This is a genomic window from Salinispora sp. H7-4, assembly GCF_013416675.1.
Lineage (GTDB): Bacteria > Actinomycetota > Actinomycetes > Mycobacteriales > Micromonosporaceae > Micromonospora > Micromonospora vitiensis.
This window is the reverse complement of the sequence record NZ_JABZED010000007.1, coordinates 1-23,547: the sequence shown is the minus strand read 5'-3', so window position 1 is coordinate 23,547 and position 23,547 is coordinate 1. Positions and strand designations below refer to the sequence as shown.

The 23,547-nt window shown below is 72.1% G+C and carries 18 protein-coding genes; 12 read left to right on the top strand and 6 right to left on the bottom strand.

Annotation, left to right across the window (positions count from 1 at the left end; all coding sequences use genetic code 11):
- The first annotated feature begins 12 nt into the window (after window positions 1-12).
- From pgsA to H0524_RS07995, 5 genes are all read left to right on the top strand, one after another.
- Window positions 13-600, top strand: coding sequence for a CDP-diacylglycerol--glycerol-3-phosphate 3-phosphatidyltransferase (gene pgsA / locus H0524_RS08015; RefSeq protein WP_180198429.1), 588 nt, complete (start codon window positions 13-15; stop codon window positions 598-600).
- A 26-nt stretch (window positions 601-626) separates the two neighbouring features.
- Complete coding sequence (locus H0524_RS08010) at window positions 627-1,154, top strand: CinA family protein (RefSeq protein ID WP_180198090.1); 528 nt, start codon at window positions 627-629, stop codon at window positions 1,152-1,154.
- A gap of 201 nt (window positions 1,155-1,355) precedes the next feature.
- Window positions 1,356-1,808: a helix-turn-helix domain-containing protein gene (locus tag H0524_RS08005; RefSeq protein ID WP_018728274.1), complete on the top strand. Its 453-nt coding sequence runs from the start codon at window positions 1,356-1,358 to the stop codon at window positions 1,806-1,808.
- A 147-nt stretch (window positions 1,809-1,955) separates the two neighbouring features.
- Entirely contained in the window at window positions 1,956-2,831 is an 876-nt protein-coding gene (locus tag H0524_RS08000) for a PspA/IM30 family protein (protein WP_018728275.1), read from the top strand.
- A 22-nt stretch (window positions 2,832-2,853) separates the two neighbouring features.
- Window positions 2,854-3,633 carry a hypothetical protein gene (locus tag H0524_RS07995; RefSeq protein ID WP_180198089.1) on the top strand — a complete coding sequence of 260 codons (780 nt, stop codon included), beginning with the start codon at window positions 2,854-2,856 and terminating at the stop codon, window positions 3,631-3,633.
- A gap of 82 nt (window positions 3,634-3,715) precedes the next feature.
- Here the strand turns inward: H0524_RS07995 and H0524_RS07990 are convergent, their stop codons facing one another.
- Together H0524_RS07990 and H0524_RS07985 are read right to left on the bottom strand one after the other, a co-directional pair.
- Window positions 3,716-7,513 (bottom strand): hypothetical protein, encoded by a 3,798-nt coding sequence (locus H0524_RS07990; RefSeq protein ID WP_180198088.1) that lies wholly within the window; start codon window positions 7,511-7,513, stop codon window positions 3,716-3,718.
- Window positions 7,514-7,531: 18 nt separating this feature from the next.
- A complete protein-coding gene (locus H0524_RS07985; protein WP_180198087.1) occupies window positions 7,532-8,380 on the bottom strand; it encodes a helix-turn-helix transcriptional regulator in 849 nt (282 codons plus the stop codon).
- A gap of 136 nt (window positions 8,381-8,516) precedes the next feature.
- Between H0524_RS07985 and H0524_RS07980 the strand changes: the two genes are divergently transcribed.
- On the top strand, window positions 8,517-9,296 hold the full coding sequence (locus H0524_RS07980; protein WP_018728279.1) for an NAD(P)H-dependent oxidoreductase: 780 nt from the start codon (window positions 8,517-8,519) through the stop codon (window positions 9,294-9,296).
- A gap of 106 nt (window positions 9,297-9,402) precedes the next feature.
- Here the strand turns inward: H0524_RS07980 and H0524_RS07975 are convergent, their stop codons facing one another.
- A complete protein-coding gene (locus H0524_RS07975; RefSeq protein WP_180198086.1) occupies window positions 9,403-10,215 on the bottom strand; it encodes an S-adenosyl-L-methionine hydrolase in 813 nt (270 codons plus the stop codon).
- Between the two features lie 82 nt (window positions 10,216-10,297).
- Complete coding sequence (locus H0524_RS07970; protein ID WP_180198085.1) at window positions 10,298-14,917, bottom strand: ATP-dependent helicase; 4,620 nt, start codon at window positions 14,915-14,917, stop codon at window positions 10,298-10,300.
- Between the two features lie 173 nt (window positions 14,918-15,090).
- Here H0524_RS07970 and H0524_RS07965 point away from each other — a divergent pair, with 173 nt between their 5' ends.
- The 5 genes from H0524_RS07965 to H0524_RS07945 all read left to right on the top strand — a co-directional run bounded on the left by H0524_RS07965 (window position 15,091) and on the right by H0524_RS07945 (window position 20,752).
- A complete protein-coding gene (locus H0524_RS07965) occupies window positions 15,091-15,486 on the top strand; it encodes a hypothetical protein (protein WP_026322995.1) in 396 nt (131 codons plus the stop codon).
- Window positions 15,487-15,645: 159 nt separating this feature from the next.
- Window positions 15,646-17,202 carry a M20/M25/M40 family metallo-hydrolase gene (locus H0524_RS07960; RefSeq protein WP_180198084.1) on the top strand — a complete coding sequence of 519 codons (1,557 nt, stop codon included), beginning with the start codon at window positions 15,646-15,648 and terminating at the stop codon, window positions 17,200-17,202.
- A 177-nt stretch (window positions 17,203-17,379) separates the two neighbouring features.
- Window positions 17,380-18,738: a hemolysin family protein gene (locus H0524_RS07955; RefSeq protein WP_180198083.1), complete on the top strand. Its 1,359-nt coding sequence runs from the start codon at window positions 17,380-17,382 to the stop codon at window positions 18,736-18,738.
- Window positions 18,735-19,799 (top strand): hemolysin family protein, encoded by a 1,065-nt coding sequence (locus H0524_RS07950; protein WP_018728285.1) that lies wholly within the window; start codon window positions 18,735-18,737, stop codon window positions 19,797-19,799. The genes H0524_RS07955 and H0524_RS07950 overlap by 4 nt, the downstream gene beginning before the upstream one ends.
- Window positions 19,800-19,822: 23 nt before the next feature.
- Entirely contained in the window at window positions 19,823-20,752 is a 930-nt protein-coding gene (locus H0524_RS07945) for a sporulation protein (protein ID WP_180198082.1), read from the top strand.
- Between the two features lie 11 nt (window positions 20,753-20,763).
- Here the strand turns inward: H0524_RS07945 and leuE are convergent, their stop codons facing one another.
- Window positions 20,764-21,426: a leucine efflux protein LeuE gene (gene leuE / locus H0524_RS07940; protein ID WP_180198081.1), complete on the bottom strand. Its 663-nt coding sequence runs from the start codon at window positions 21,424-21,426 to the stop codon at window positions 20,764-20,766.
- 92 nt (window positions 21,427-21,518) lie between these two features.
- Window positions 21,519-22,958: an MFS transporter gene (locus H0524_RS07935; RefSeq protein ID WP_180198080.1), complete on the bottom strand. Its 1,440-nt coding sequence runs from the start codon at window positions 22,956-22,958 to the stop codon at window positions 21,519-21,521.
- Between the two features lie 275 nt (window positions 22,959-23,233).
- On the opposite strand from H0524_RS07935, the gene H0524_RS07930 reads away from it, so the two are divergent.
- Window positions 23,234-23,547, top strand: a 314-nt coding sequence (locus tag H0524_RS07930) for a glycerophosphodiester phosphodiesterase family protein (RefSeq protein ID WP_309225061.1), incomplete at its 3' end; no start/stop codon positions are given.

Below are 23,547 nucleotides of genomic sequence, written 5' to 3'. Positions count from 1 at the left end.
CGGGACACGGCGGTGACCGGAGCGGCGGAGCCAGCGCCGGCGGCTACCCGGGTGCCGGTGCTCAACGCCGCCAACGCCCTGACGTTGCTGCGGCTGGTGTTGGTGCCGGTCTTCGCCGTCTCGGTGGTCGTCTCCGAGATGACTCACGTCGGCTGGCGGATCGCGGCCTGTCTGATTTTCGTCGGGGCTGCCTTCACCGACCTGGTGGACGGGTGGATCGCGCGCCGTTTCGGGCTGGTCACCTCGGTGGGTAAGGTGGCCGACCCGATCGCGGACAAGGCGCTTACCGGCGTCGCGCTGTTGTTGCTCTCCGCTTACGACCAGCTTCCGTGGTGGGTGACCGGAACGATCCTCTTTCGGGAGCTGGGCATCACCGCACTGCGGTTCTGGGTGATCCGGTACGGCGTCATCGCCGCCAGCCGGGGTGGGAAGATCAAGACGGCTCTGCAGACCCTCGCGATCGTCTGGTACCTCTGGCCCATGCCGGCGCCGCTGGACCTGGTCGGACCGTGGGTCATGGGTGCCGCGGTGGCGGTTACGGTGGTCAGTGGCATCGACTACGTGGTGCAGGCGCTTCGGCTGCGGCGGCCCGCGCGCTGACCAGGACCGGCGGGGGGAGAGCAACCATGGGGCTGGGAGCGGATGCCGAGCGGCCCGTCGAAGGCCCCGCCGCCAGCGTCGTGCACAGCCTGGCCCGGCGGGGGGAGACGCTCGCCACGGTCGAGTCGCTGACCGGTGGTCTGCTCGCCGCCACGATCGTGGAGGTCGCCGGGGTGAGCAGCGTCTACCGCGGTGGGCTGGTGGTCTACGCGACCGAGCTGAAGTCCCAGCTGGCCGAGGTGTCGGCGAAGCTGCTCACCGGGCGTGGTCCGGTCGACCCGGACGTGGCCGTGGCGCTCGCGCGGGGAGGTCGGCGGCGGTGCGCCGCCGACTGGTGCCTGGCTACCACCGGCGTGGCCGGGCCGGAGCCGCAGGGCGGCAAGCCGGTCGGCCTGGTGTACGTGGCGGTGGCCGGTCCGAGCGGCAGCGCGGTGCGCCGGCTGGAGCTGGGTGGAGGCCGTGAGCTCATCCGGTCCGCCAGTGTGGTGCAGGCGCTTCGGCTGCTGGCCGAACGGGTGGCCGGGGCGCCCCGCGATCCGGTCGATGGTGCGTAGCGATACCGAACGTGATAAGGTCGGCACTCTTTGTCGGCAGCGTTGCCGTTTGGTTGGCTTGCCGGCCCGCTGCCCGATTCGGCAGGCGGGGCGGTATGTCGGCCAAGCCGGCACCGGGTACGGTTGCGGGAAGGTTCCGGTGGTCGGGGCCCGGATTCCCCGGGTCGTCGAGACACGGAGTGTTCCTCCAGGGGAGGTGCGATGGTCCTGCTACGCCGCCTGATCGGTGACGCGCTACGGACACGCCGGCAGGGGCAGCACCGCACCCTGCGCGAGGTCTCCTCGGCCGCCAACGTCAGCCTCGGCTACCTCTCCGAGATCGAGCGTGGGCACAAGGAACCGTCGAGCGAGCTGCTGGCCGCCATCTGTGACGCGCTCGGCGCCCGCCTCTCCGAGCTGCTGCGTGAGGTGAGCGACACGGTGGCGCTCGCCGAGCAGATGTCGGGGGTGCTGGTGCCGGTCCAGGACGAGCCGACCGGGCAGCAGTCCGCCCCGGTCCCGGCCGCCAACCACGGCAAGACCGCCGGCCGGGCGGTCCGCCAGGTCTCCTCGGACGGCACAGTGTCGGTGCAGGTCCGCCAGGAGTCGCCGCTCAAGGCGACCCTGCACACCCGGGTTCGCGCAACGGACCGGGACGTGGTCTGCGCCGCCTGAGCGCGCGTAGGGTTGTCATGGCACCGTGGCCCCGCTGCGTTGTCGGCGGCTGCCCAAACTGGCATCCGCCTGCGACGATGGAGTCACTGCCGTCGCGGCCGGCCAGGTCGCGGCCGGCCGCGTTGCTAGTGAGGGGATACCGCGGAGATGGCGAACCCGTTCGTCAAGGGTTGGAAATATCTGATGGCGCTCTTCGGCACCAAACTCGACGAGCGTGCCGATCCGAAGGTGCAGGTCCAGCAGGCGATCGAGGAATCTCAGCGGCAGCACCAGCTGCTCGTCCAGCAGGCCGCCGCGGTGATCGGCAACCAGCGGCAGCTGGAGATGAAGCTGTCCCGACAGATGTCCGAGGTCGAACGGTTGCAGGGCAACGCCCGCCAGGCCCTGGTCCTGGCCGATCAGGCCCGCGTCCGGGGCAGCGTCACCGAAGCCACCCGCTACGAGCAGTCCGCCCAGGCGCTCGCCACCCAGCTGGTAACCGCGGAGCAGGCCACCGAAGACCTCAAGACCCTGCACGACCAGGCGCTCGGCGCGGCGGCGCAGGCGCGTAAGGCGGTCGAGAACAACTCGATGATCCTCCAGCAGAAGCTCGCCGAGCGGGCGAAGCTGCTCAGCCAGCTCGAGCAGGCCAAGATGCAGGAGAACGTGGCCGCATCGCTGGAGTCGATGTCCGCGATCACCGCCCCGGGTACCACCCCCACCCTGGACGAGGTGCGCGAGCGCATCGAGCGGCGCTACGCCAACGCGATGGGCCGAGCCGAGCTCGCCGGCAACTCGGTCGAGGGGCAGATGCTCGACCTTCAGCAGGCGGCTCTCGACGCGGCGGGTTCCGCCCGACTCGATCAGATTCGTGCCGGCATGGCCGGGGAACAGCTACGCGGCACGGCCGAGCGGCCTGCCGTCACCCGGTCCGAGCAGCAGGGTGCTCCGGTCGCCGACTCGGCCGCCGTGGCCCGGCTCGACGAGATTCGCTCCACTCTGGGCCGCGAACGCGGCACTGGGGACAGCACCGCCGCCGGCTGAGCGGCGCGGGTGGGGAGGCGACGTGGCGGACGAGCGGACGCGGTACTTCCGGCGGCTGGCCCGTCGGCGGCGTTCAGCTCGGCGGTGGAGCGTCATCGCCGGTGGGCTCGGCGCCGCCGCCGCGGTGCTGACGCCGTACGCCGGTCTGGGGTTGCCCGACGCGGCCTGGGCCGCCGGCGCGGGTGGAGCGATTGTGCTCGCCGCCTGGCGCTGGGCCGACCTGCGGGCGCTCGCCGCCCAGCCGGCGCCGCCGGCGCTGAGCCCGGACGAGGCGGCGGCCCAGTCGCGGGCCCGGCTGGTCGCGGCGGTGCAGCGCCTCCCGGCTGGCTCCGGCATGCTCGCCGAGGCCCGACGGGTACGGTCCCGGGTCGCGCTGCGCGGCACCGGCGCCGCCGAGCCGTGGGGTCGGCTGGATCGGGCCGGTTCCACCTTCGCCGGCCTGCGGGGCCGGCTGACCGGGCTGGCGGCGCCCGCGGTCGCCGAGGCCACCGCGGCCGACCACTCGCTGCGGGACCTCGCCCTCCGGGTCGCGGAGGTCGAACGGGCCATTCGGTTCGCGCCACCGGACACCCGGCCCTCGCTTGAGCAGGCCCGGACGGCCCTCGCCGACCAACTGCGCAACGGTGTCGAGGCGTACGAGCGGCTGGTGGCGGCCGCCGCGGGTTACGTGGCCGAGAACGTCCGGTCCGATGTCCAGGAACCGGCGGTGGCCCGGCTCACCGAGGCGACCGACCTGCTGCACGGTACGGCTTCGGCACTGGCGGAGCTGCGCGCCACCGACCCCACCTTCCGCGCCTCCTGAACCACGGGGCCACAGCTGCGGGCGGCGGTGGCGTTGCAACGGCACACGGATCAGCACCAGCTGGCGGTGGTGGGGCGGGATGTCAGTCCGGCGTCGTCACCACGATCGGGGTGGCGAACGGGGACAGTCCGACGACGTTGAACGCACGGATCCGGTAGTGGTAGGTGGTTCGGCGGGCCAGGCCGGTGTTGGTGAACCCCCGTCCATTCACGGTGAAGGTGGCGACGTCCCGGCTGAAGGCAGGGTCCGCGGCCCGCTGCACGGTGAAGCCGGCCCCGGACCCGACGGCTGCGCTCGTCGTCCAACCGAGGATGACCGTCGCCGTGTCCGGTGCGACCGCGGTGGCGGTGACAGTCACCGATTCCGGTGCCCCCGGCCGGGGCGGTGTGGTCACCTGAGCCACCGTGGACCAGGGGGAGGCCGAGCCGAGGTAGGTGGTGCGGACCCGGTAGTAGTAGCGGGTGTCCGGCGCCGCGGCGGTGTCCAGATGGGTGTCACCGACGCTGATGGCGGTGGTACCGGGCCCGCTGGTGAACGTGGGGTTGGTGGCGCGCTGCACGTCAACGCCGGTGGCGAAGGAGCGGTTGCGCCAGTGCAACCCCACCCGTAGCGGTGCGGCCGGCGGCACCGCCGCGGCCAGGCCGGTCGGTGCGGTGAGTTGCACCGATGCGGGCGCGCAGTTCGACCATGCCGAGCAGCTGACCGCGTTCTCCGTCCGGATGCGGTAGTGGTAGGTCACCCCGGGAATGACGGTGGCGTCGGTGTACCGGGTGGCGTCCGCGGCCACCGTGATCGTGGCGAGTCCATCGGTGAACGCCGGGTCGGTGGCGCGTTGGAGTTGGTGGCTGGTGGTGGGGGGCCGGTCGCCGTTGCGGGTCCAGGCGAGCAGGATCGCCGGCAGCGTGGTGGCCGATCCTGGTCCCGGTGTCGCGGTCAGCCCGGTCGGGGCCTTCGGGGCGACCCGCAGCACCAGCGGCCGGCTCAGGCCCTGGTCGCGGTAGCCGGCGAGCTGGCTGTGCCAGCGGTACTCCCAGCCCAGGTTGACCGGCTGGGTGCCCGCCGGGGCGGCCTGGCCGCCGCGCGACGCGCCTGGGGGGCGGACGTTCGCTGGTCGGCTCGGGTCCAGCGGGCGTACGCTGTCTGTGATCTTGAATGGGAGGGGCGGTGCGACCGGGCGCAGTGCCACCACCACATCCTCCCGTGGGTTGACCCGGACCACCTGTTTCCAGCCCAGCTCGTTCGGTGCCGGCGCGCGGAGCGTGCCGTCCCACCCGGCTCGGTTGACCAGTTGCAGGTCGACGCCGTCGAGGCGGACCGGCTGGGTGTGCCGACCCGCGCCGCGCAGCCGCCACAGCTGCACCTCGTCGGCGACCGGGTCCCCCGTTACCGCCGACTCGCCGACCGACACCACCTCGGTGGCCGGGTCGGTCGGGTCGAGTGGTGCCACGGCCGGGGTGGGTGACGCTCCCGGTGGTGGACCGACGCCGAAGCGGCCGGCGAGTCGGCCGTGCGTGGGCTCGAAGACCTCCCCGATGGCCTTCACCGCGAGCGGCAGCAGGACGGGGGAGGTGCTGCCGGCCGGGGCGAACGCGACCGTCGCAGCGTGTACCGGGACGATGGTCTCCCGGGCCGTGCGGGTGCCGAACGCCGCGTCGTAGGCGGGCTGCGGCACGACCGGTGGACGCTGGCTGGCCGAGTACGCCCGGGGTAGCCGCTCGCGGAGCCGGGCCAGGTCGTAGCGGGGCTTCGGAACGCCGGCCACCCGGAACAGCAGCAGGGTACGGGTGTTCGGCCCGTACCCGGGGCGGCTCGGTGGTGTCCCGCCCTCGGCGGTGTGGTCCGGGGCTTCGGTGTGGTGGTCATAGCGGGGGTCGAAGGCGGGGAACGGGGCCGGGGCGTCGTTGTAGAGGAGCACGGTGCTGCCGGGGGTGACGGTGGCGAAGTCGACCAGCACGTCGGCCTGCTCTCCGGGGGCGAGCAGCAGCGTGTGCCGGTCGACGTTGAGTACGGTGGGGTCGCGTCGGTCGTACCGGTAGGTCACCGGCTGGTTGGGGAGCACCGCGGGGGCCGGTAGGAGACCCCCGTCGTTGCCGATCTGCACCAGATCGGGGCCGGCGGCACCCGGATCCGGCACCCCGCCCTCCCGCCCGTCGGTCGGCCACCGGGAGGGCCGGCCGGGCATCGGCACCGCCGCGACCATCGGTATCTCGCCCGCGTTCGGGTCGGCCAGCCTGCCCTCGCTGTCCCACAGCGGGCCGGCGGAGCCCGCCTGGTAGAGCTGGAGGTTCAGGCTGCGGTCCAGGCACGCGTTGAGGATGCGGAACCGGTAGGTGCGCGGCTCGACCGTCAGCCAGGGGTACGCGACACCGTTGACCAGTACCGTGTCGCCGTACGCGGCCGGCACCGCCGACGGGTGCGGTATGGCGGGTGCCATCGGTGGTTCCGCCGAGGCGTCGTCAACCGGGTCGTGGTGGGGGTTGGGGACCAGCTCCGGTCCGGCGCTGTCGGGCCCGCTGCCGGTTGGTCCGCTGCCGTTCGATCCGGTTGGGCTCGTCGCCACCAGTTCCCCGGCGGTTCGCGTCCACGGCCCGTAGTCCCAGCGCCCGGTTGGGTTGATGCCGTCGGCGCGGTAGGGGTTCTGCCGGGGTTGGTAGATGTGTGGGTGCCAGAGGCTGCCCCGCGCGCCCCAGCGGTCGCGGTCCCAGGTCGGGTCGGTGGCGGCCAGCTGACTGTCGTCGGGCACGAAGGTCTTGTCCTCGAAGACCAGCGGGATCTGGTCGGCGGGCAACACCCCCTCGGCGACCAGGCCATCCTCGGCGGGATCGGTGATCAGGTAGACGCCCACCTGGCCGGAGTAGCAGGTGAGCCGGGACAACCCGACGGTGTTGTCGTGGAATGCGAGCAGCCGCCCGCTCTGCTCGTTCGGGTAGTACAGCGTGGTGGCGCCCCGGCCCGGCGGCGGCATGTCGGGCACCGGGGTCAGCCCGGGCCCGGTGGGGTACGGGGTGATCTCGGTGGCAGGTGTGATCCAGTGCCAGGGGTTGCCGGCGCTGATCCAACCGGTCTGCGCGCCAGCGAGGTGCAGTACGGCCCGATTCTGCGGGTATGGTGCCGGCCCGGCGAGCGGCCCGGGGCCGGCGCCGTCGATGGTGGGGTCCACGGGGAGGAACAGTTCACCGGCCCGACCGGCAGGAAGCTGGTTGATGAACTTGACCCGTACCGGGCGGCCACGCCGCGCGATGATCACCGGGCCGAGGTGGACCGGGCGCTCCGGCGGGGTGACCGTGTTGTGCCCGGTCGAATCGGTACCGAGGTTCAGCTGTCGGTACCCGCGCAGGCGGGTGGCCGGCAGGTCCCGGTGCAGCTGTTGCGCGTACTCCTGAAGGCCGACTTCGTAGTAGTCGCAGCCCGGGTAGGTGATGGTGTCGGGTACGGCCACCGGCAGGCAACCGGGGTCGTTGCCCGCGCCGAGGGTGGGCAGCGGGTCGACAAACTTGCGGATGCCGGTGCCGGGCAGCACGTCGCCATCGTCGTCCACGGTCGGTAGCGGGCTGTGCGCGTGGTTCGGCACCCGGCCGAAACAGCGGGGCAGCGCCGCCGGGTCCAGCGCTGTCGGTGCCACCAGGTCCAGGGTTGGCGGCGGGTTGGCGGCCTCCGACGGCGGGCCCGCCGCGGCGTCCTGCGCGCTCCGTGTCGCCGGCACCACCGGGCCGTCGTCATCGGTGGCGTCTGGGTGGTTGGTGGCGGGTCGCTCGGCCCAGGGGATCCGGAGTCTGCGGAACAGGTCCATGGCTCTCCCGGCGTCGGGCGCGGCACCGACCACCTCGGTGTGGCGGTGGACGCGCGAAACGAACGGTATGTGAGCGCTCCACCGCAGCATGCGACCTGCGGGGGTGGGTTAGGAAGTGTCCAATCGTCCCTTTCTGAGACCGTCCGTCGCTTCGTCCGTGCCCAGCCCCGCGAGCAGGCGTAGCCCGTCCTCGCTGGGGCTGCCGGGGGCCGCGGACAGGACCAGCAGTTCCACCCCGGATTCGTCCGGCGGCATGAGGCTTTCCTGGTGCAGTTCCAGGAGTCCGACCAGCGGATGCCGGTATGTTCGGCCGCCGTGGGTGCGGGCGCGTACGTCCGCGCGGGCCCAGAGGCCGCGGAAGCGCTCGCTCCCCATCGCCAGTTCGCCGATGAGTGAGGTGAGGCGGGGCTCCTCGGGGTACTTGCCGGCAGCCAGGCGCAGGTGTCCGACCACGTTGAGCGTGCACGCCTCCCAGTCCGCGTACAGACCGCGTTCGTCCTCCTCGAGGAAGATGTGCCGGGCGGTGTTCAGGCCCGGCATCGGTAGGCCGTAGAGGAGCCGGGCGAGGCGGTTTCCGGCGAGCACGTCCAGGCGATGGTTCATGATCAGCGCGGGCGCGTCGGCTATCAGGTCGAGGATGCGGAGCAGCTCGGGCCGGACCCGCCCGCCCGGTGTCTTCGTGCGGTGGCGGCGCTGTCGGGCGAGCCGGTAGAGGTGCTCGCGTTCGGTCTCGTCGAGGCCGAGAACGCGGGCGAGCGCGTCGAGGACCTGGTCGGAGGGTTGGGTCGCGCGGCCCTGCTCCAGGCGTACGTAGTAGTCGACGCTGACTCCGGACAGGTGCGCGACCTCCTCGCGGCGTAGCCCCTGCACCCGGCGGTGCCGGTCGGTGGGGATGCCGACGGCCGTCGGGTCGACCCGGGAACGCCGGGTCCGCAGGAAGCCCGCGAGACTGTCCATCCTCCCAGTATTGCCGGGCCACGGCCGGGTGGGTGGTACTGCTGTTACCAGGATGTTCCGTCCGAGGAAGCGGCACCCCTGAATGTCGAGCGCCCCGGCGCCCAGGATCGAGATACCGACCTGAAGGGGAGCCCTCATGAAGACGCTGATCGTCTATGCCCACCCAGAGCCGAAATCGCTCAACGGCTCGCTGAAGGACCTCGCCGTCTCCACCCTGCGTACCGCCGGACACGAGGTGCGGGTCAGCGACCTGTACGCGATGAACTGGAAGGCGGTCGTGGACCGCACCGACTACGGACCCGACGCCTCCGATCGGCTGAAGGTCGCCCTGGACTCGGGCCGCGCCTTCGACGCCGGGACACTCACCCCGGACGTCCTCGCCGAGCAGGAGAAGCTGCTGTGGGCCGACACGGTCATCTTTCAGTTCCCGCTGTGGTGGTTCACCATGCCCGCGATCCTCAAGGGCTGGGTGGACCGGGTGTTCAGCTTTCACTTCGCGTACGGCGTCGGCGAGTACAGCGACACCAGGTTCGGTGACCGCTTCGGCGAAGGCACCCTGGCCGGCAGGAAGGCACTGCTGTCGGTGACCGCCGGTGGATCGGAGCCGCACTACTCTGACCGGGGGATCAACGGCCCCATCGAGGATCTGCTGTTCCCGATCCAGCACGGCATTCTCTACTACCCGGGTATGGAGGTGCTGCCGCCGTTCGTGCTGTACGGGGCCGATCGGCTGACCGACGAGGACTACCCGGACATCGCCAAAGCCTGGACGCAGCGCCTGCTCACCCTGGATTCGACCGAGCCGATCGCGTTCCGACAGCAGAACTCCGGCGACTACGAGATCCCCTCGTTGCGGCTGAAGGAGGGGCGGGAGCCCGGGGGCCGTACCAGCTTCGGGTTGCACCTGCGGGACTGACCGCCCTCGCCCACCGCCGGCTCGGCGGTCCGTTCAGCCGGGAGGTTGGGGTTGGCAGGTCGGGCACCTACCCATCCTCCCGCTCGGGCGGCCTCGACGCTGCCGGTCAACCGGCGGTGACGCGGAGTTGGTCGCCCGGCACCACCCCGAACCGGTCGGCGGCCCGCCCACCGTTGACCGCGACCGCGACCAGGCCGGCCGAGTCCACGTGCACCACCAGCCCTCCCGGCGGTGCGTCGTCGAACGTCCGGGCGTGCACCGCGGGCGCACCGACGTGGTCCGGGCCCGCTGGCCGCTGCGTGACCCAAAGTGCTTGGGGTAGCGGTTCCAGCAGGGCGCCCGTCGCCGCGAGCTGCACGTTGCCGAAGTGGTCCACGGTCAGCACCTCGGCGGTGAACCCGTCGGGCTCTGCGTGGACCAGCGGGGTGGGCAGCCGGACCAGGGTGCCCGGTTCGACGGCCGGGCCGGCGTCGGCGAGCGGCGCACCGAGCGCCAGCCGGGCCGCGACCGGCGCGAAGATGTCCCGGCCGTGGAAGGTGGCGGACAGCTGCGTTCCGAGCCAGTCCGGGTTCGTCAGCTCCACCGCGGCGCTCACCCCGCCGAGCGCCACCGCCGCGTCCAGCAGCAGCCCGTTGTCTGGTCCGACCAGCAGTCCGTCCCCGGCGGCGAGGGCGATCGCCCGGCGGGCCGTGCCCACGCCGGGGTCGACCACGGCGACGTGGACGGCCGCCGGCAGGTACGGCACGGTCTGCGCCAGCACCGCCGCGCCGCGCCGGACGTCGCCGGGTGGGACCAGGTGGGTCACGTCGATCACCCGGGCGGTGGGCGCCAGCCGGGCCAGCGTCCCGTGGCAGGCGGCCACGAAGCCGTCGGCGAGACCGTAGTCGGTGGTGAAGGAGATCCAGGGCGTCGGCGCCATGGAGGGAAGGCTAGCTGAGCCCACCGGTCGACCCAGGCACCCCGACGGACAGCACCGGGGCAGCCCGGAACCGGCGGACCGATCAGGCCCGGAGGCGGAGCCCGCGGGGGGTGGGCCGGAACCCCGCGGCGGTCAACGCGTCGTGCAGCGGTGACGAGCGCACCGCCTCGCCGTCGGCCCGTTCGACGGAGATCGTCCCGAGCGCTCCCCCCTGTACGGCGTCGGCGAGCGCCCTACCGGCGGTCGCCAGCAGATCGTTGTCGTCGGTGAAGGAGAGCAGCGTCCGACCGCCCCGCTCGACGTAGAGGACCAGGTCGCCGGAGACCAGCACCACCAGGGCGCCGGCCTTGCGGCCGGCCCGGTGTCCGGTCGGGGCGGCGCCGCCGTCCCCGGAGTCGACGACCCGTTCCGGCCAGGGCAACGCCGCGCCGTACGGGTTGGCGGGGTCGGTCGCGGCGAGGACCAGGGCCGGGCCCGCCCGGGCCCGCCCAGCGTCGGCCGGGTCGGCCAGCGCCCGCAGCCGGTCAACCGCCCCGGGTACGGCGAACTGCGCGGCCCCCAGCCCTTCCACGAAGTAGCCGCGACGGGTGGCGCCCCGCTCCTCCAGCGCGGACAGCACCGGGTAGACGGCGGCGTACCCGCCGGGCACCTGCTCCGCCGCGACCGCTCCCCGCGTCACCACGCCGTGCCGCTCCAGCAGTACGTCGGCGAGGGCCGCGGCGCGGCGGGTCGGGTCGGTGTCCCGTTCGGGCAGGCGTGACCAGCGGCCGGCGACGGTGGGTGGGCCGCTGCGGGACGGCAGGGCGACGCGGCCGGGCCGCCGGTAGCGGGTACGGGGTGTGGCCGGGCGGGCCCGGTGCGCCCCGCGACCGGCCAGCAGGGCCCGCAGTGGGGCGAGCGTGTCGTTGGTCAGGTGACCGGCCCACACCAGGTCCCAGACGACGGCGGCGAGTGCGGTGTCGTCGGTGGCGCCCAACCGGTCGGAGAGGGCACGGAAGAACAGCGCCTGTCCATCGTCGAGGGCGTCGAGTACCGCGTCGTGCAGCGGGGTGCGGGTCAGTGCCGCATCCGGCGGGGGAAGCAGCAGCGGGGCGGTGTCCGCGTACGCGAGCACGACCCAGCCGTCCCCGCCGGAGATCGCCCCGGAACCGGCCCACACCACCTCGCCGCTGGTACACAGCTCGTCGAGCTGGGCGGGGGAGTAGTCGGCGATCCGGGCCGGCAGCACCAGTCGCTCCAGGGCGGACCCGGGCAGGGCCAGCCCCTGCACCTGCTCCAGGGCGGCGGCCACCGCCGGCACCCCTCGCCCGGCCGCACCGACCTGTTGCCAGCGGGGCAGAAAGGTGGCCAGCGCCCGGGGCGGCACCGGCTCGATCTCCCGGCGCAGTGCCGCGAGGGAGCGGCGGCGCAGCATGCGCAGCACCTCGGCGTCGCACCACTGGGTGCCGACCGCGTCGGGGGCGAACTCACCGGCGAGTACCCGACCGGCGGCGGCGAGCCGGCGCAGCGCCCCCTCGACCACGGCTACTCCGAGCCCGAACCGGGCGGCGCAGGTGGCGGCGGTGAACGGCCCGTGCGTGCGCGCGTAGCGGGCGATGAGGTCACCGAGCGGGTCGGCGACCGGGGCCAGGTACGCCTCGGCCACGCCGACCGGAAGCGCGACACCCAGCGCGTCCCGCAGCCGGCCGGCGTCCTCGATTCCCACCCAGCGCTCCTCGCCGGCGATGCGGACCTGCAGCACCCGGCGGGCCGCGACCAGTTCGGTCAACCACTGCGCCGGTGCCCCCCGCTCGGCCAGCTCGGTGCTGCTGAGGTCGCCGACCATCCGCAGCAGCTCGACCACATCCTCGGCGTCGCGGGGGCGGCGCTGTTCGGTGCGCCACCGCAGCTGGCGTTCGGTTTCGGCGAGTACCGCCGGGTCGAGTAGCTCCCGCAGGTCGACCCGGCCGAGCAGCTCGCCGAGCAGGGCCGAGTCCAGGGCGAGGGCGGCGGCCCGCCGCTCGGCGAGGGGAGCGTCCCCCTCGTAGAGGAACGTCCCGACGTAGCCGAAGAGCAGCGACCGCGCGAACGGCGACGGCTGCGCCGTCTCCACCTCGACCAGGCGTACGCTGCGGGCGGCCAGGTCGCGCATCAGCGCGGCGAGCGCGGGCTGGTCGAAGACGTCCTGGAGACATTCCCGAGCCGCTTCCAGGGTGACCGGAAAGTCCGCGTACTCCCGGGCGACGTCGAGGAGTTGGGCGGCGCGCTGCCGTTGCTGCCAGAGCGGCTGTCGGCGGCGCGGGTCGCGACGGGGTAGCAGCAGCGACCGGGCGGCGCACTCGCGGAACCGGGCCGCGAACAACGCCGACGTGCCCACCGACTCCTCCACCAGCTGGGTGATCTCGTCGGGCTCGAAGACGACCGCCTCCGCGCCCGGCGGCTCCGCGGCGGTGTCGGGCAGGCGGACGACGATCCCGTCGTCGGCGGGGAGCACCTGGGCGTCCACCCCGTACCGCTCGCTGAGCCGGCGGCCGATGGCCAGCGCCCACGCGGCGTTGACCTGGGCGCCAAGGACACTGTGTACGGCGAGCCGCCAGTCACCCAGCTCGTCCCGGAAGCGTTCGACCACCACGGTCCGGTCGTCCGGCAGGCTACGGGTGGCCGCCTGCTGCTCCCGCAGGTACGCCAGCAGGTTTCCGGCTGCCCATTCGTCGAGGCCCCCGGCGCGCAGCGCGGCTACGGCGGTGTCGTCGTCGGTCCGCAGCAGGGTGCGGAGGCGGGCGCCGATGGCCCGGCCCAGCTCCACCGGGCGGCCCGGCTGGTCGCCCTTCCAGAAGGGCATCTTGGCCGCCTGGCCCGGTGCGGGGGTTACCAGCACCCGGTCCGGGGTGATGTCCTCGATCCGCCAGGACGAGGAGCCGAGGAGGAAGACGTCGCCGACCCGCGATTCGTAGACCATCTCCTCGTCCAGTTCGCCGACGCGCGCGGCCCGTTCCGCCCCGGCCAGGAAGACGCCGAACAGACCCCGGTCGGGGATGGTGCCGCCGCTGGTCACCGCGAGCCGCTGGGCACCGGGCCGGCCGGTCAGCAGGTCGGTGGCGCGGTCCCAGACCAGGCGGGGGCGCAGCTCGGCGAAGGCGGTCGACGGGTAGCGGCCGGAGAGCATGTCGAGCACCGCGTGCAGCGCCGAGTCGGGCAGTTCCGCGAAGGGCGCGGAACGGCGGACCAGGTCGGCCAGGTCGCTGACCTGCCACGGCTCGAGTGACACCATCGCCACGATCTGCTGTGCCAGCACGTCGAGGGGGTTGCGGGGGTGGTGCAGCTCCTCGATCGCGCCGGCGGTCATCCGTTCGGCGACCACCGCGCAGGCGAGCAGGTCTCCTCGGTGCTTGGGGAACACCACGCCCCGGGAGACGGCGCCGACCTGGTGCCCGGCGCGGCCGACCCGCTGGAGCCCGGCGGCGACGCTCGGCGGCGCCTCGATCTGCACGACCAGGTCGACCGCGCCCATGTCGATGCCCAGTTCCAGGCTGGAGGTGGCAACCACCGCCGGGAGTTGCCCGGACTTGAGGGATTCCTCGATGTGTTCGCGTTCGGATCGGGAGACGCTGCCGTGGTGGGCGCGGGCGATTACCGGCGGTGCTCCGGTCCCCGACCCGGCCTGTGCCATCAGCTCGGCCGGGGGTCGGGTGGCGGGCCCGGACCCGCCCGGCGGTGCGGTGCCGGTGAGCTCCTCGGCGGCCAGTTCGTTGAGCCGGGCGCAGAGTCGCTCGGCGGAGCGGCGGGAGTTGGTGAAGACGATCGTGGAGCGGTGCGCTCGGACGAGGGCGTAGACCCGCTCCTCCACCGCCGGCCAGATCGACGCGCGGCGGGGGCGGTCGAGGTCGGGCCCGGGCTGCTCCGGCTCGTCCAGGAGGGTCATGTCGGCGACCGGGACCTGGACGCCGATGTCGATGGTCTTGGCGGTGGGCGGGGCGACCACGTCAACCGGTCGGGCTCCGCCGAGGAAACGGGCGCAGGCGTCAACCGGCCGGACGGTGGCGGAGAGGCCGATGCGCTGGGCGGCGGTGGGTAGCAGCTCGTCGAGCCGTTCCAGCGACAGCGCGAGGTGGGCACCGCGCTTGGTGCCGGCCACTGCGTGCACCTCGTCGACGATGACCGTCTGCACGCCCCGGAGCGAGTCGCGGGCGGCGGAGGTGAGCAGGAGAAACAGCGATTCCGGGGTGGTGATGAGGACATCCGGCGGGGTCCGGGCGAAGGCGCGGCGCTCGTCGGCGGGGGTGTCGCCGGTGCGCATGCCGACGGTGATCTCGGGCGGGGTCAGACCCAACCGGGCGGCGGCCTGCCGGATGCCGGTGAGCGGGGTACGCAGGTTCCGCTCGACATCGACCGCGAGCGCCTTGAGTGGGCTGACGTAGAGCACCCGGCAGCGCTGCCGGGGCTGCGCCGGGGCGGGCTCGCGGGCCAGCCGGTCCAGCGACCAGAGGAACGCGGCCAGGGTCTTGCCGGAGCCGGTAGGGGCCACGACCAGTGCGTTACGGCCGGCACCGATGGAGCGCCAGGCTCCCGCCTGGGCTGTGGTCGGCGCGGCGAACGCGGCGGCGAACCAGCTTCGGGTGGCGGGGCCGAACGCGTCGAGCGCGGTGTTGTCGGTCGGGTGGGGCGCTGCGGTCGCGTCGCTGGCCTCGCCGCTTGTCGACCTGCCGCCCGCCTGGTTCGCCACGCCCCTATCGTGCCCCCACGGTACGACACGTATCCGAAAGCTGTGGCGTTCTGTCCGTCTAGACGTTAAAAGCATTGAATGTAACTATGGATTGCTTAAGTCTTAGTTAACTGCTTGATTGTGACCCACAACATAAAGTAACTTCCTCGCGATGTAGCGCGAGTGGAGGGCGGATGGCGGTCGAGAAGGCGCCCGCGGTGGCGTCGACGGCGAGTAGGCGGGCGGCCCGGGCTGGCACCGATGTGCTGATCCGGAAGGTCGACGGCCATCTCGCCGCCGCGGCCCGCGCCGGCCTGGCCGAGTCCGAGTTGGAACTCGCCGAGCGACTCGCCCAGGTGTTGCGCGAGCTGGTCGTCTCCACCGCCCGGGCCAGTGCCGCGGACCGGGGTCGAGTGCGCGCGGCCGTGCACTACTTCGTCCTGCGTCGGGAGAGCCGGGGGCGGTTGCTCTCGGTGCGCTCGCTGACCGCCGCCCAGCGGGTCGTCAACCGCGTCGTGCTCGACCTCGGGCGTCCGGACCTGCTGGTCGAGGCGCGTTGGGATTGGCCTCCCGGGAGCCCACCGCGCTGACTGCCCCCGAGGCCGCCACCCCGCTGGTTGCCTTCCGGGTCGGTTCACGTCTTGCCGTACGGGGAGTGTCAGGGCACGCTGGGATAGCGAAAGCTGTCAATGTTGTCCCCGATGTGCGGTCGTGCCCACCGGTGCGGCCCGCCCCGACCCGGAGGACCCATGAGACCCCGTACCCCTAGATCCGTCTGGCCAGCGGTGCTGGCCGTCATGGCCGCGACGGCGCTGACCGCCACCGCGGCCGCCGCTGCGCCGGTGCATCCCCGCCTCGCGCCGTCCTCGATCGCCGTGGACGCCCCGGACATCCCGCTGGCCAACGTGAAGGCCCACCTGACCCAGCTCCAGTCGATCGCCAACGCCAACGGCGGAAACCGGGCGCACGGTCGACCCGGCTACCTGGCCTCGGTGAACTACCTGCGGTCGCAGCTCGACGCGGTCGGCTACACCACCACCGTGCAGTCGTTCACCTACGCCGGTGCCACCGGCTACAACCTGCTCGCCGAATGGCCGGCGGGTGACCCGGACGCCGTGGTCCTGACCGGAGCGCACCTGGACGGCGTCACCAGTGGACCGGGCATCAACGACAACGGGTCCGGCTCGGCGGCCATCCTCGAGGTGGCACTGGCCGTACCGAGCAGCGGCTTCACCCCGGACAAGCGGCTACGGTTCGCCTGGTGGGGCGCGGAGGAGCTGGGTCTGCGCGGTTCCCGTCACTACGTGAACAACCTCTCGGGCGCGGAGCGCGACCGGATCAAGCAGTATCTCAACTTCGACATGGTGGGTTCGCCGAACGCCGGCTACTTCGTCTATGACGGCGACGACTCCGACGGGGTGGGTGCCGGCCCCGGGCCGGAGGGCTCCGCCGAGATCGAGCAGACCATCCAGGCGTACTACACCTCGATCGGCGTGACGACCCAGGGCACCGACTTCAACGGCCGCAGCGACTACGGGCCGTTCATCGCGGTCGGCATCCCGGCCGGGGGCACGTTCACCGGCGCGGAGGGCATCAAGTCCAGCGCCCAGGCGGCGCTCTGGGGCGGGACGGCGGGACAGGCTTTCGACCCCTGCTACCACCGTTCGTGCGACACCCTCTCCAACGTCAACGACACGGCGCTGGACCGCAACGCCGACGCGATCGCGTACACGGTGTGGGAGTTGGCCCAGACGTCCCCGCCGGGTGAGACGGTCTGGAGCGACACCTTCGAGACCGCCACCGGCTGGGTCGTGGACCCGGCCGGCACCGACACCGCCACCACCGGGGCCTGGGAACGCGGCGACCCCGCCACCACCAGCAGTTCCGGGACCACCCTCCAACTCGGCACCACGGTGAGCGGTAGCTTCGACCTGGTGACCGGCGCGGCTGCGGGCAGCGGTGCGGGCAGTCACGACGTCGACGGTGGGGTCACCACGATCCAGTCCCCGGCGGTCAGCCTGCCGTCGACCGGCGCGCTGACCCTCAGCTTCTCCTGGTACCTCGCCCATCTCAGCAACGCCACCAGTGCCGACTACCTGCGGGTCCGGGTGGTGGGCAGCAGCACCGTGACGGCGTTGAGCGTCACCGGCACGGCGAGCAACCGGGCTGGGTCCTGGCAGGTAGCCAGCACGGATATATCATCTCTAAGCGGTCAAACAGTACGAATCCTGATCGATGTGGCGGATGCCAGCAACCCGAGCCTGGTGGAGGCCGCCGTCGACGACGTCCGGATCACCCAGAGCTGACCGTACGCCGGAAGGGTCCGGGTCGCCGAGACCCTTCCGGCACCGCCAGCGGACTTTCAGGTACTCCCGATAAAATAGGCACATGATCGACTCGTCTGCCCAGGAGGGCAGCAGTAGCGAGCCGGGTTATGCCCGGCTACCCCTGGCCCCGACATCGACGGGAGCCCTGAAGCTCCCGTGTTGATCGTCGTTGGGCTCCTCTTCATCGTTGTCCTCACCGCAGCCACCGGATACTTCGTGGCCCAGGAGTTCGGCTACGTCGCCGTAGATCGGGGCAAGCTCAAGCAGCGTGCCGCCGAAGGCGACAAGGCCTCGGCCCGGGCCCTGGAGGTGACCGGGCGGCTGTCGTTCATGCTCTCCGGCGCACAGCTCGGCATCACGGTCACCGCACTGCTGGTCGGCTACGTCGCCGAGCCGTATCTCGGCGCCGGCCTGGCTGATCTGCTTGGGTTGTCCGGAATGTCTGACCAGGTCAGCGGGCCGCTGTCCGTCGCGTTCGCGCTGCTCATCGCCACCATCGTGCAGATGGTGCTGGGTGAGTTGGCGCCCAAGAACCTCGCCATCGCCCGCCCCGAGGCGCTCGCTCGGGCGCTCGCCGGCTCCACCCTGATCTACCTCAAGGTCGCCGCTCCAGTGATCAAGCTCTTCGACCGGGCCGCCGTCCGGCTGCTCCGCCGGGCGGGGGTCGAGCCCGTCGAGGAGCTGCCCAGCGGGGCCACCCTGGAGGATCTGGAGCAGATCATCGCCGAGTCCCGCGAGGGCGGGCACCTGACCGCGGAGATGTCCACCCTGCTGGACCGCGGATTGGATTTCCGTCAGCTCACCGCCGGGGAAGCCATGGTGCCCCGGGTCGACGTGCACACCGTCCGCGCCCACGAACCGGTCAGCCGCGTCGTCGAGCTACTCGAGACCGGCCGTTCCCGGTTCCCCGTCCAGGGGGCCGAGGGCGTTGACGACGTGATCGGTGTGACCGGCATCGCCGACGTGCTCGGCGTACCGTTGGAGCGCCGAGCCACCACCCCGGTCGGTACGGTGGCCGTTCCCCCGCTGCTGGTGCCGGAGACCCTGCCGTTGCCGACGGTGCTGGACCGGCTGCGCTCCAGCCACCGGCAGCTCGCCTGTGTGGTTGACGAGTACGGCGGCTTCGCCGGCGTGATCACCTTGGAGGACATCGCCGAGGAGCTGGTGGGGCCGATCCGCGACGAGGATGATCCGCCGGAGCGGACACCGACCCGACAGCGCGATGGCTCCTGGGTGGTGCCGGCCCGCTGGCGGATCGATGAGGTCGCCGACAGCACCGGCATCTCGCTGCCCGTGGCCCCGGAGTACGACACGCTCTCCGGGCTGGTCATGCGGGAACTGGGCCGGGTACCCGAGGTCGGCGACCAACTGGAGGTCGCCCTGCCGGCAGACGGGGATGAGGCGGCGGCCAGCCCCCGGGCGCTGGTCGAGGTGCTCGTGGTTGACCGGCACGTCGCCGACTCGGTCCGGCTGCGCCTGCAGGAGTCGGAAGACCAGCCGGAGGTGCAGGCATGAGCGTCGGTGTTGCCCTCACGGCCTCGGTGGTCCTGCTGGCGTTGAATGGGTTCTTTGTCGCCGCCGAGTTCGCCCTCGTGGCGAGCAAGAGTTACCGGCTGGAGCAGGCCGCCGCCGGTGGTGGCCGGGGTGCCCGGGCCGCGTTGGACGGCGTACGCGAACTCTCGCTGATGTTGGCCGGCGCGCAACTCGGCATCACGCTGTGCACGCTGGGGCTGGGTGCGCTGGCCGAACCGGCGATCGAGCGGCTGCTCAGCCCGCTGCTGTACGCCGTGGGCCTGCCCAGCGCGGCGAGCCACGTGATCGCGTTGATCTTCGCGCTGAGCCTGGTGACCTTCCTGCACCTGGTGGTGGGGGAGATGGCGCCGAAATCATGGGCGATCACCGACGCGGAGCGGTCGGCGACGTTGTTGGCGCTGCCGTTCCGTGCCTTCGCCCGGGTCGCCCGGCCGGTGCTGTCGGCGCTGAACTCCCTGGCGAACGGCATCCTGCGGCTGGTCAAGGTCCAACCACAGGATCAGCTCGCCCAGGTGCACGGCCCGGAGGAGCTGCGGCTGCTGCTGGAGCAGTCCCGCGAGCACGGGCTCCTCGGTGCCGAGCAGCACGAGTTGCTGACCAGCATGCTCCAGCTGCAGGGCACCACCGTGGCGCAGGTGATGGAGCCGTTCGACCGGATCGTCACCGTGCGACGGGACGCGAATGCGGGCCAGATCGAGCAGGTCAGCCGCGACAGCGGGCGGTCCCGCCTGGCGGTGCTCGACGAGGCCGGTGACGTGTGCGGGCTGGTGCACGTACGGGAGGCGGTGCGGGCCGCGGCCAGCCGCCCGACGGCGATGGCCGAGCAGCTGATGACGACCGCGTTCACCCTGCCCTCGTCCGCCACAGTCACCGAGGCGGTGGCGGCGATGCGGGCCCGGCGTTCCCAGCTGGCGTTGGTCCGCAACGGTGGGGGGCCGACGAGGCCGGTCGGGTTTGTCGCGCTGGAGGACCTGCTGGAGGAGGTCATCGGCGAGTTCGACGACGAGACGGACCAGGTTCCGCGGGGACGGCGGTTGCGCTGACCTGGTCTGGGTAACCGGGGCCGGTGCGGTTGACGGGGGTGTCGCCGGAGTCCGGTCGGACGGGGCTGACCGTCCGGACCGCGCTGGCCAACCCGAGCACCCGCCCGGGCCTGTTGCTGCCGGGGCGGGTGGTCGTCAGCGCCGGCTCGGTGGACGTTCCGGTGCTGCATGTCCGGCTCGGCCTGGTCACGTCGGCCGAGCCGGACGACCCGGAGGCGCCCCGGCGGCTGGTGCAGTTCCATCAGGTGGAGATCGCCACCGGGTTCGTCCTGCGCGCCGGGCGGGCCCGCAGTATTCCGTTCTCGTTCCCGCTGCCCTGGGAGACCCCGGTAACGGTGGTCGGCGGAGCGCCGCTGCTCAGCCTGCGGATGGGGCTGCGTACCGAGGTGGCGATCGAGCCCGGGCTGGATCAGGGTGCGATGGTGCCGCTCTTCGTGCACCCGCTGATCGCCCAGGCGCACATTCTCACCACCCTGGAGATGCTGGGGTTCAGCCTGCGGCAGGCCGGCTCGGTCGCCGCGCGGTTGCCCGGGGTCGAGCAGCAACTCGCGCTGCACCAACGGCTGGGCTACTGGGTTGCGCCGTTGTATTCCGGACCGATCACCGAGCTGGAGGTGATCTTCATTGCCAACTCCGCCGGTCTCGAAGTGCTCCTCTGGTGTGATCGTCGACTGGCGCTGGCCGGGATCACCCACCAGAGCATCAGCCGGTTTCGGATCTGGCATCACGGCGCCGAGCGGCGGGACTGGGTGTCGACCGTGGACGGGTGGCTGCGGAGCGCGATCAACCGGCACGCGGCGATGGCGGCGCACGCTGACTGGTCGGCCCCGATCAACGAGTCCGCGCATGTGAGCCGACCTCCGGACGCGCCACTGCCGCCGGGATTCGGGCTGGGCGGCACGGCCGGGGGCCCGGGCGTCGGCGGCGGCGGTGGCGGTGGCGATGGCACGTGACCCGGGGTGGGTCAGCCGGTGGCGAGTTTCAGACTGAAGCCGAGGAAGAGCGCGCCAACCGTGGTCGTCCCGCCCGCGGCCAGGCGGCGGCGTTGGTGGAACTGGGCGGCCAGGAAGGTGCCCGCGAAGATCAGTATGGTCAGGAAGAGCGCGCTGATGAGCTGCGCGATCGACCCGAGCAGCAGGAACGACAGCGCCGGCCAGGGGTAGTGCGGGTCAACGAACTGGATGAAGAACGAGACGAAGAAGAGGATCGCCTTCGGGTTGAGCAGGCTGATCACCAGGGCCCGGCGGAACGGGCTGCGTGGTGGGGCGGGGGCGTCGGCGTCGAGAGGTCGCGGTGCGGCCGGGTCGTGGCGGGTCCGCCACCGCTGCCAGGCCCCGCGCAGCATCCCCAGGCCCAGGTAGCCCAGGTAGGCGGCGCCGGCATATTTGATCACCAGGAAGAGCGGCGGGTACGCCTGGAGTAGGGACGCCACCCCGGCGGCCGAGAGGATCATCAGGACTCCGTCGCCCACGAACACCGCACTGGCCGCGCGGTAGCCGGCTGCCACGCCGCGGCGGGCGGCGGTGGAGAGCACGAAGAGCGAGTTGGGTCCGGGCAGCATGATGATCGCCACGGTGCCCAGCACGTACGTCCAGATGTCGGTGATCCCCAGCACGCCGGACATCATGCCGGTGCCGACACCACCGGGGCGAGTCCCTTTCCCGTCGCTGGTCTGTGTCGTTGGCCACCGCGAGGGCCGGGCATGGGCTGTGCGAACGGTCAGGCTGCCGAGTCGAGTGGCTGGCGGCGGCTACCGACGATGTCGGTGAGGTTGGTGAGTAGCGCGGCGGTGACGATGCCGAACTCCACGACGAGCGCGTAGCGAAGGGCGGTTGGCCAGTGTCCGTTGTTGGCCCCGACCGAGCCGAGCAGGGTTGCGGTGATCGCCGCCAGCCCGATCGCGGCGCCGACCTGCCGCATGGTCCGGTACATTCCGGCGGCGCTGCCGGCCTCTCGCCGGGGCACCTGCGCAAGAGTCAGGGTGTTGTTCGGTGTGATCACGAGGCCGCTACCGACGCCGGCGAGGAGCAGCGGGAACGAGTTCAGGACCGAGAAGGTCGTCCCGGCAAAGCTGGTGAGGGCGGTCATCAGGGCGAGGCTCGCCAGGACGGTGAGTAGCCCGACGGCGATCAGCCGGCGGCCGAGTCGTTCGACGTGCCGGCCGCCGAGCAGCGCGCCCAGCGCGGAACCCACCGCGAATGGCGCGATCGTGAGCCCGGTGTGCAACGGACTGCGGTGGAGACCGTACTGCAGGTGCAGGCTGAAGATCAGCGGCAGCGAGGTGAAACCGGCGTAGTAGAAGAAGCCGAGCAGCAGCCCCAGGCGGTAGGTCCGATGGGTGAGTAGGCGAAAGTCGAAGACCGGCGGGTGTCGCCGCGCCGGGGAGGTCTCCCAGGATCGGAAGGCGAAGAGGATGCCGATCCCGGCCGGCAGCAACAGCCACGGCAGCAGCCCCGGCCACTGCTCCCGCTGTAGCGCGGGCAGGAGCACCAGCATGATTGCGGTGCCCAGCAGCAGCGTGCCGATCAGGTCGGGTCGGTGATCTGTCTCGCCGCTCAGCGGTCTCGCTGGAAACAGCCGCCAGACGAGCACCGCCGCGACGACGCCGATCGGGACGTTGCCGAGAAAGACCAGCCGCCAGCCGTTCTCCACCCCACCGAGAGCAATGATCAGCCCGCCGACCACCGGTCCGATCGCGGTGGCGACGCTGGCCGTGGCACCGAGAACCCCGAACGGGCGGCCCCGCCGCCTGGGGTGGAACAACTCCTCGACCAGGGCCGTGAGCTGGGGAACGAGGACACCGGCTGCGGCACCCTGCGCGAGCCGGGCGACGACCAGCGCGGTGCCGGAGCCGGCCGTTCCGGCAACTGCGCTGGCGACGGTGAACAACGCGAGGCCGAGGATGAGCGCGTGGCGCCGCCCTTTGGCGTCACCGAGTCGTCCGGCGGGGACGAGCGCGAGCGCGAACATCAGCGAGTAGCCCGAGACGATCCACTGGACAGCACCGTTGCCGGCGCCGAGCGTGCGTTCGATCGAGGGCAGCATCACGTTGATGACGCTCAGGTCGAAGAAGCTCAGGAAGGAGACGACTGCCGCGATGGCGATGATCCGCCACCGTCGGGTGTGCCCGGCTCTCCCCGGGGCGTCCGACTGCGACATCCACCCCCGCCTGATCGTGAAATGACCGCTTCGTGCTCATCGAAGGTAATGCGGGATATCACCGGAAACCGGGGGTGTAGCTAAAGATCTTGAACGTCCGGCATCGGCATGTCAGCACCTGTTCGCTGCGTTGTTACCGCTGGGGCCCGTGTTTCGTGGTGGGTGACCGGCACGATGACGGTGGCTTGCGCTGGCATTGGCGCGGACCGCTGATCATTCTGGTGTCTACCCGGGAGTTGCTCGTGCGTAGGAAATGGTGGAGTCGGGCGCTGGCCGTGGTGACGGCGGGTGTGGTGGTCGGTGTGGCTCCGACGGTGGCGGGGGCCAAGGCCACGGCCGAGGCCACGCCGATTGCGGGGTCGGCACTCGCCCAGACCGTCGAGTCGGGGCCAGCGCACACCATTGAGCAGGTGCGGAAGCAGTTCCTGCGGCACGGTCCGGGTGCTGAGGTGCTGGTGGTGGCGCACCGCGGGCACTGGCGCTCCGCACCGGAGAACTCCCTGAAGGCGATCAGGTCCGCGGTGAAGGCGGGCGCGCACGTGGTGGAGATCGATGTCCGGCGTACGGCTGACGGGCATCTGGTGTTGAT

Bases quoted from the DNA above. Each gene is read 5' to 3' on its own strand.
- H0524_RS08010 (WP_180198090.1), top strand. From the start codon at position 627: ATGGGGCTGGGAGCGGATGCCGAGCGGCCCGTCGAAGGCCCCGCCGCC.
- H0524_RS08005 (WP_018728274.1), top strand. From the start codon at position 1,356: ATGGTCCTGCTACGCCGCCTGATCGGTGACGCGCTACGGACACGCCGG.
- H0524_RS08000 (WP_018728275.1), top strand. From the start codon at position 1,956: ATGGCGAACCCGTTCGTCAAGGGTTGGAAATATCTGATGGCGCTCTTC.
- H0524_RS07990 (WP_180198088.1), bottom strand. From the start codon at position 7,513: ATGCTGCGGTGGAGCGCTCACATACCGTTCGTTTCGCGCGTCCACCGC.
- H0524_RS07985 (WP_180198087.1), bottom strand. From the start codon at position 8,380: ATGGACAGTCTCGCGGGCTTCCTGCGGACCCGGCGTTCCCGGGTCGAC.
- H0524_RS07980 (WP_018728279.1), top strand. From the start codon at position 8,517: ATGAAGACGCTGATCGTCTATGCCCACCCAGAGCCGAAATCGCTCAAC.
- H0524_RS07975 (WP_180198086.1), bottom strand. From the start codon at position 10,215: ATGGCGCCGACGCCCTGGATCTCCTTCACCACCGACTACGGTCTCGCC.
- H0524_RS07965 (WP_026322995.1), top strand. From the start codon at position 15,091: ATGGCGGTCGAGAAGGCGCCCGCGGTGGCGTCGACGGCGAGTAGGCGG.
- H0524_RS07960 (WP_180198084.1), top strand. From the start codon at position 15,646: ATGAGACCCCGTACCCCTAGATCCGTCTGGCCAGCGGTGCTGGCCGTC.
- H0524_RS07950 (WP_018728285.1), top strand. From the start codon at position 18,735: ATGAGCGTCGGTGTTGCCCTCACGGCCTCGGTGGTCCTGCTGGCGTTG.
- leuE (WP_180198081.1), bottom strand. From the start codon at position 21,426: ATGATGTCCGGCGTGCTGGGGATCACCGACATCTGGACGTACGTGCTG.
- H0524_RS07935 (WP_180198080.1), bottom strand. From the start codon at position 22,958: ATGTCGCAGTCGGACGCCCCGGGGAGAGCCGGGCACACCCGACGGTGG.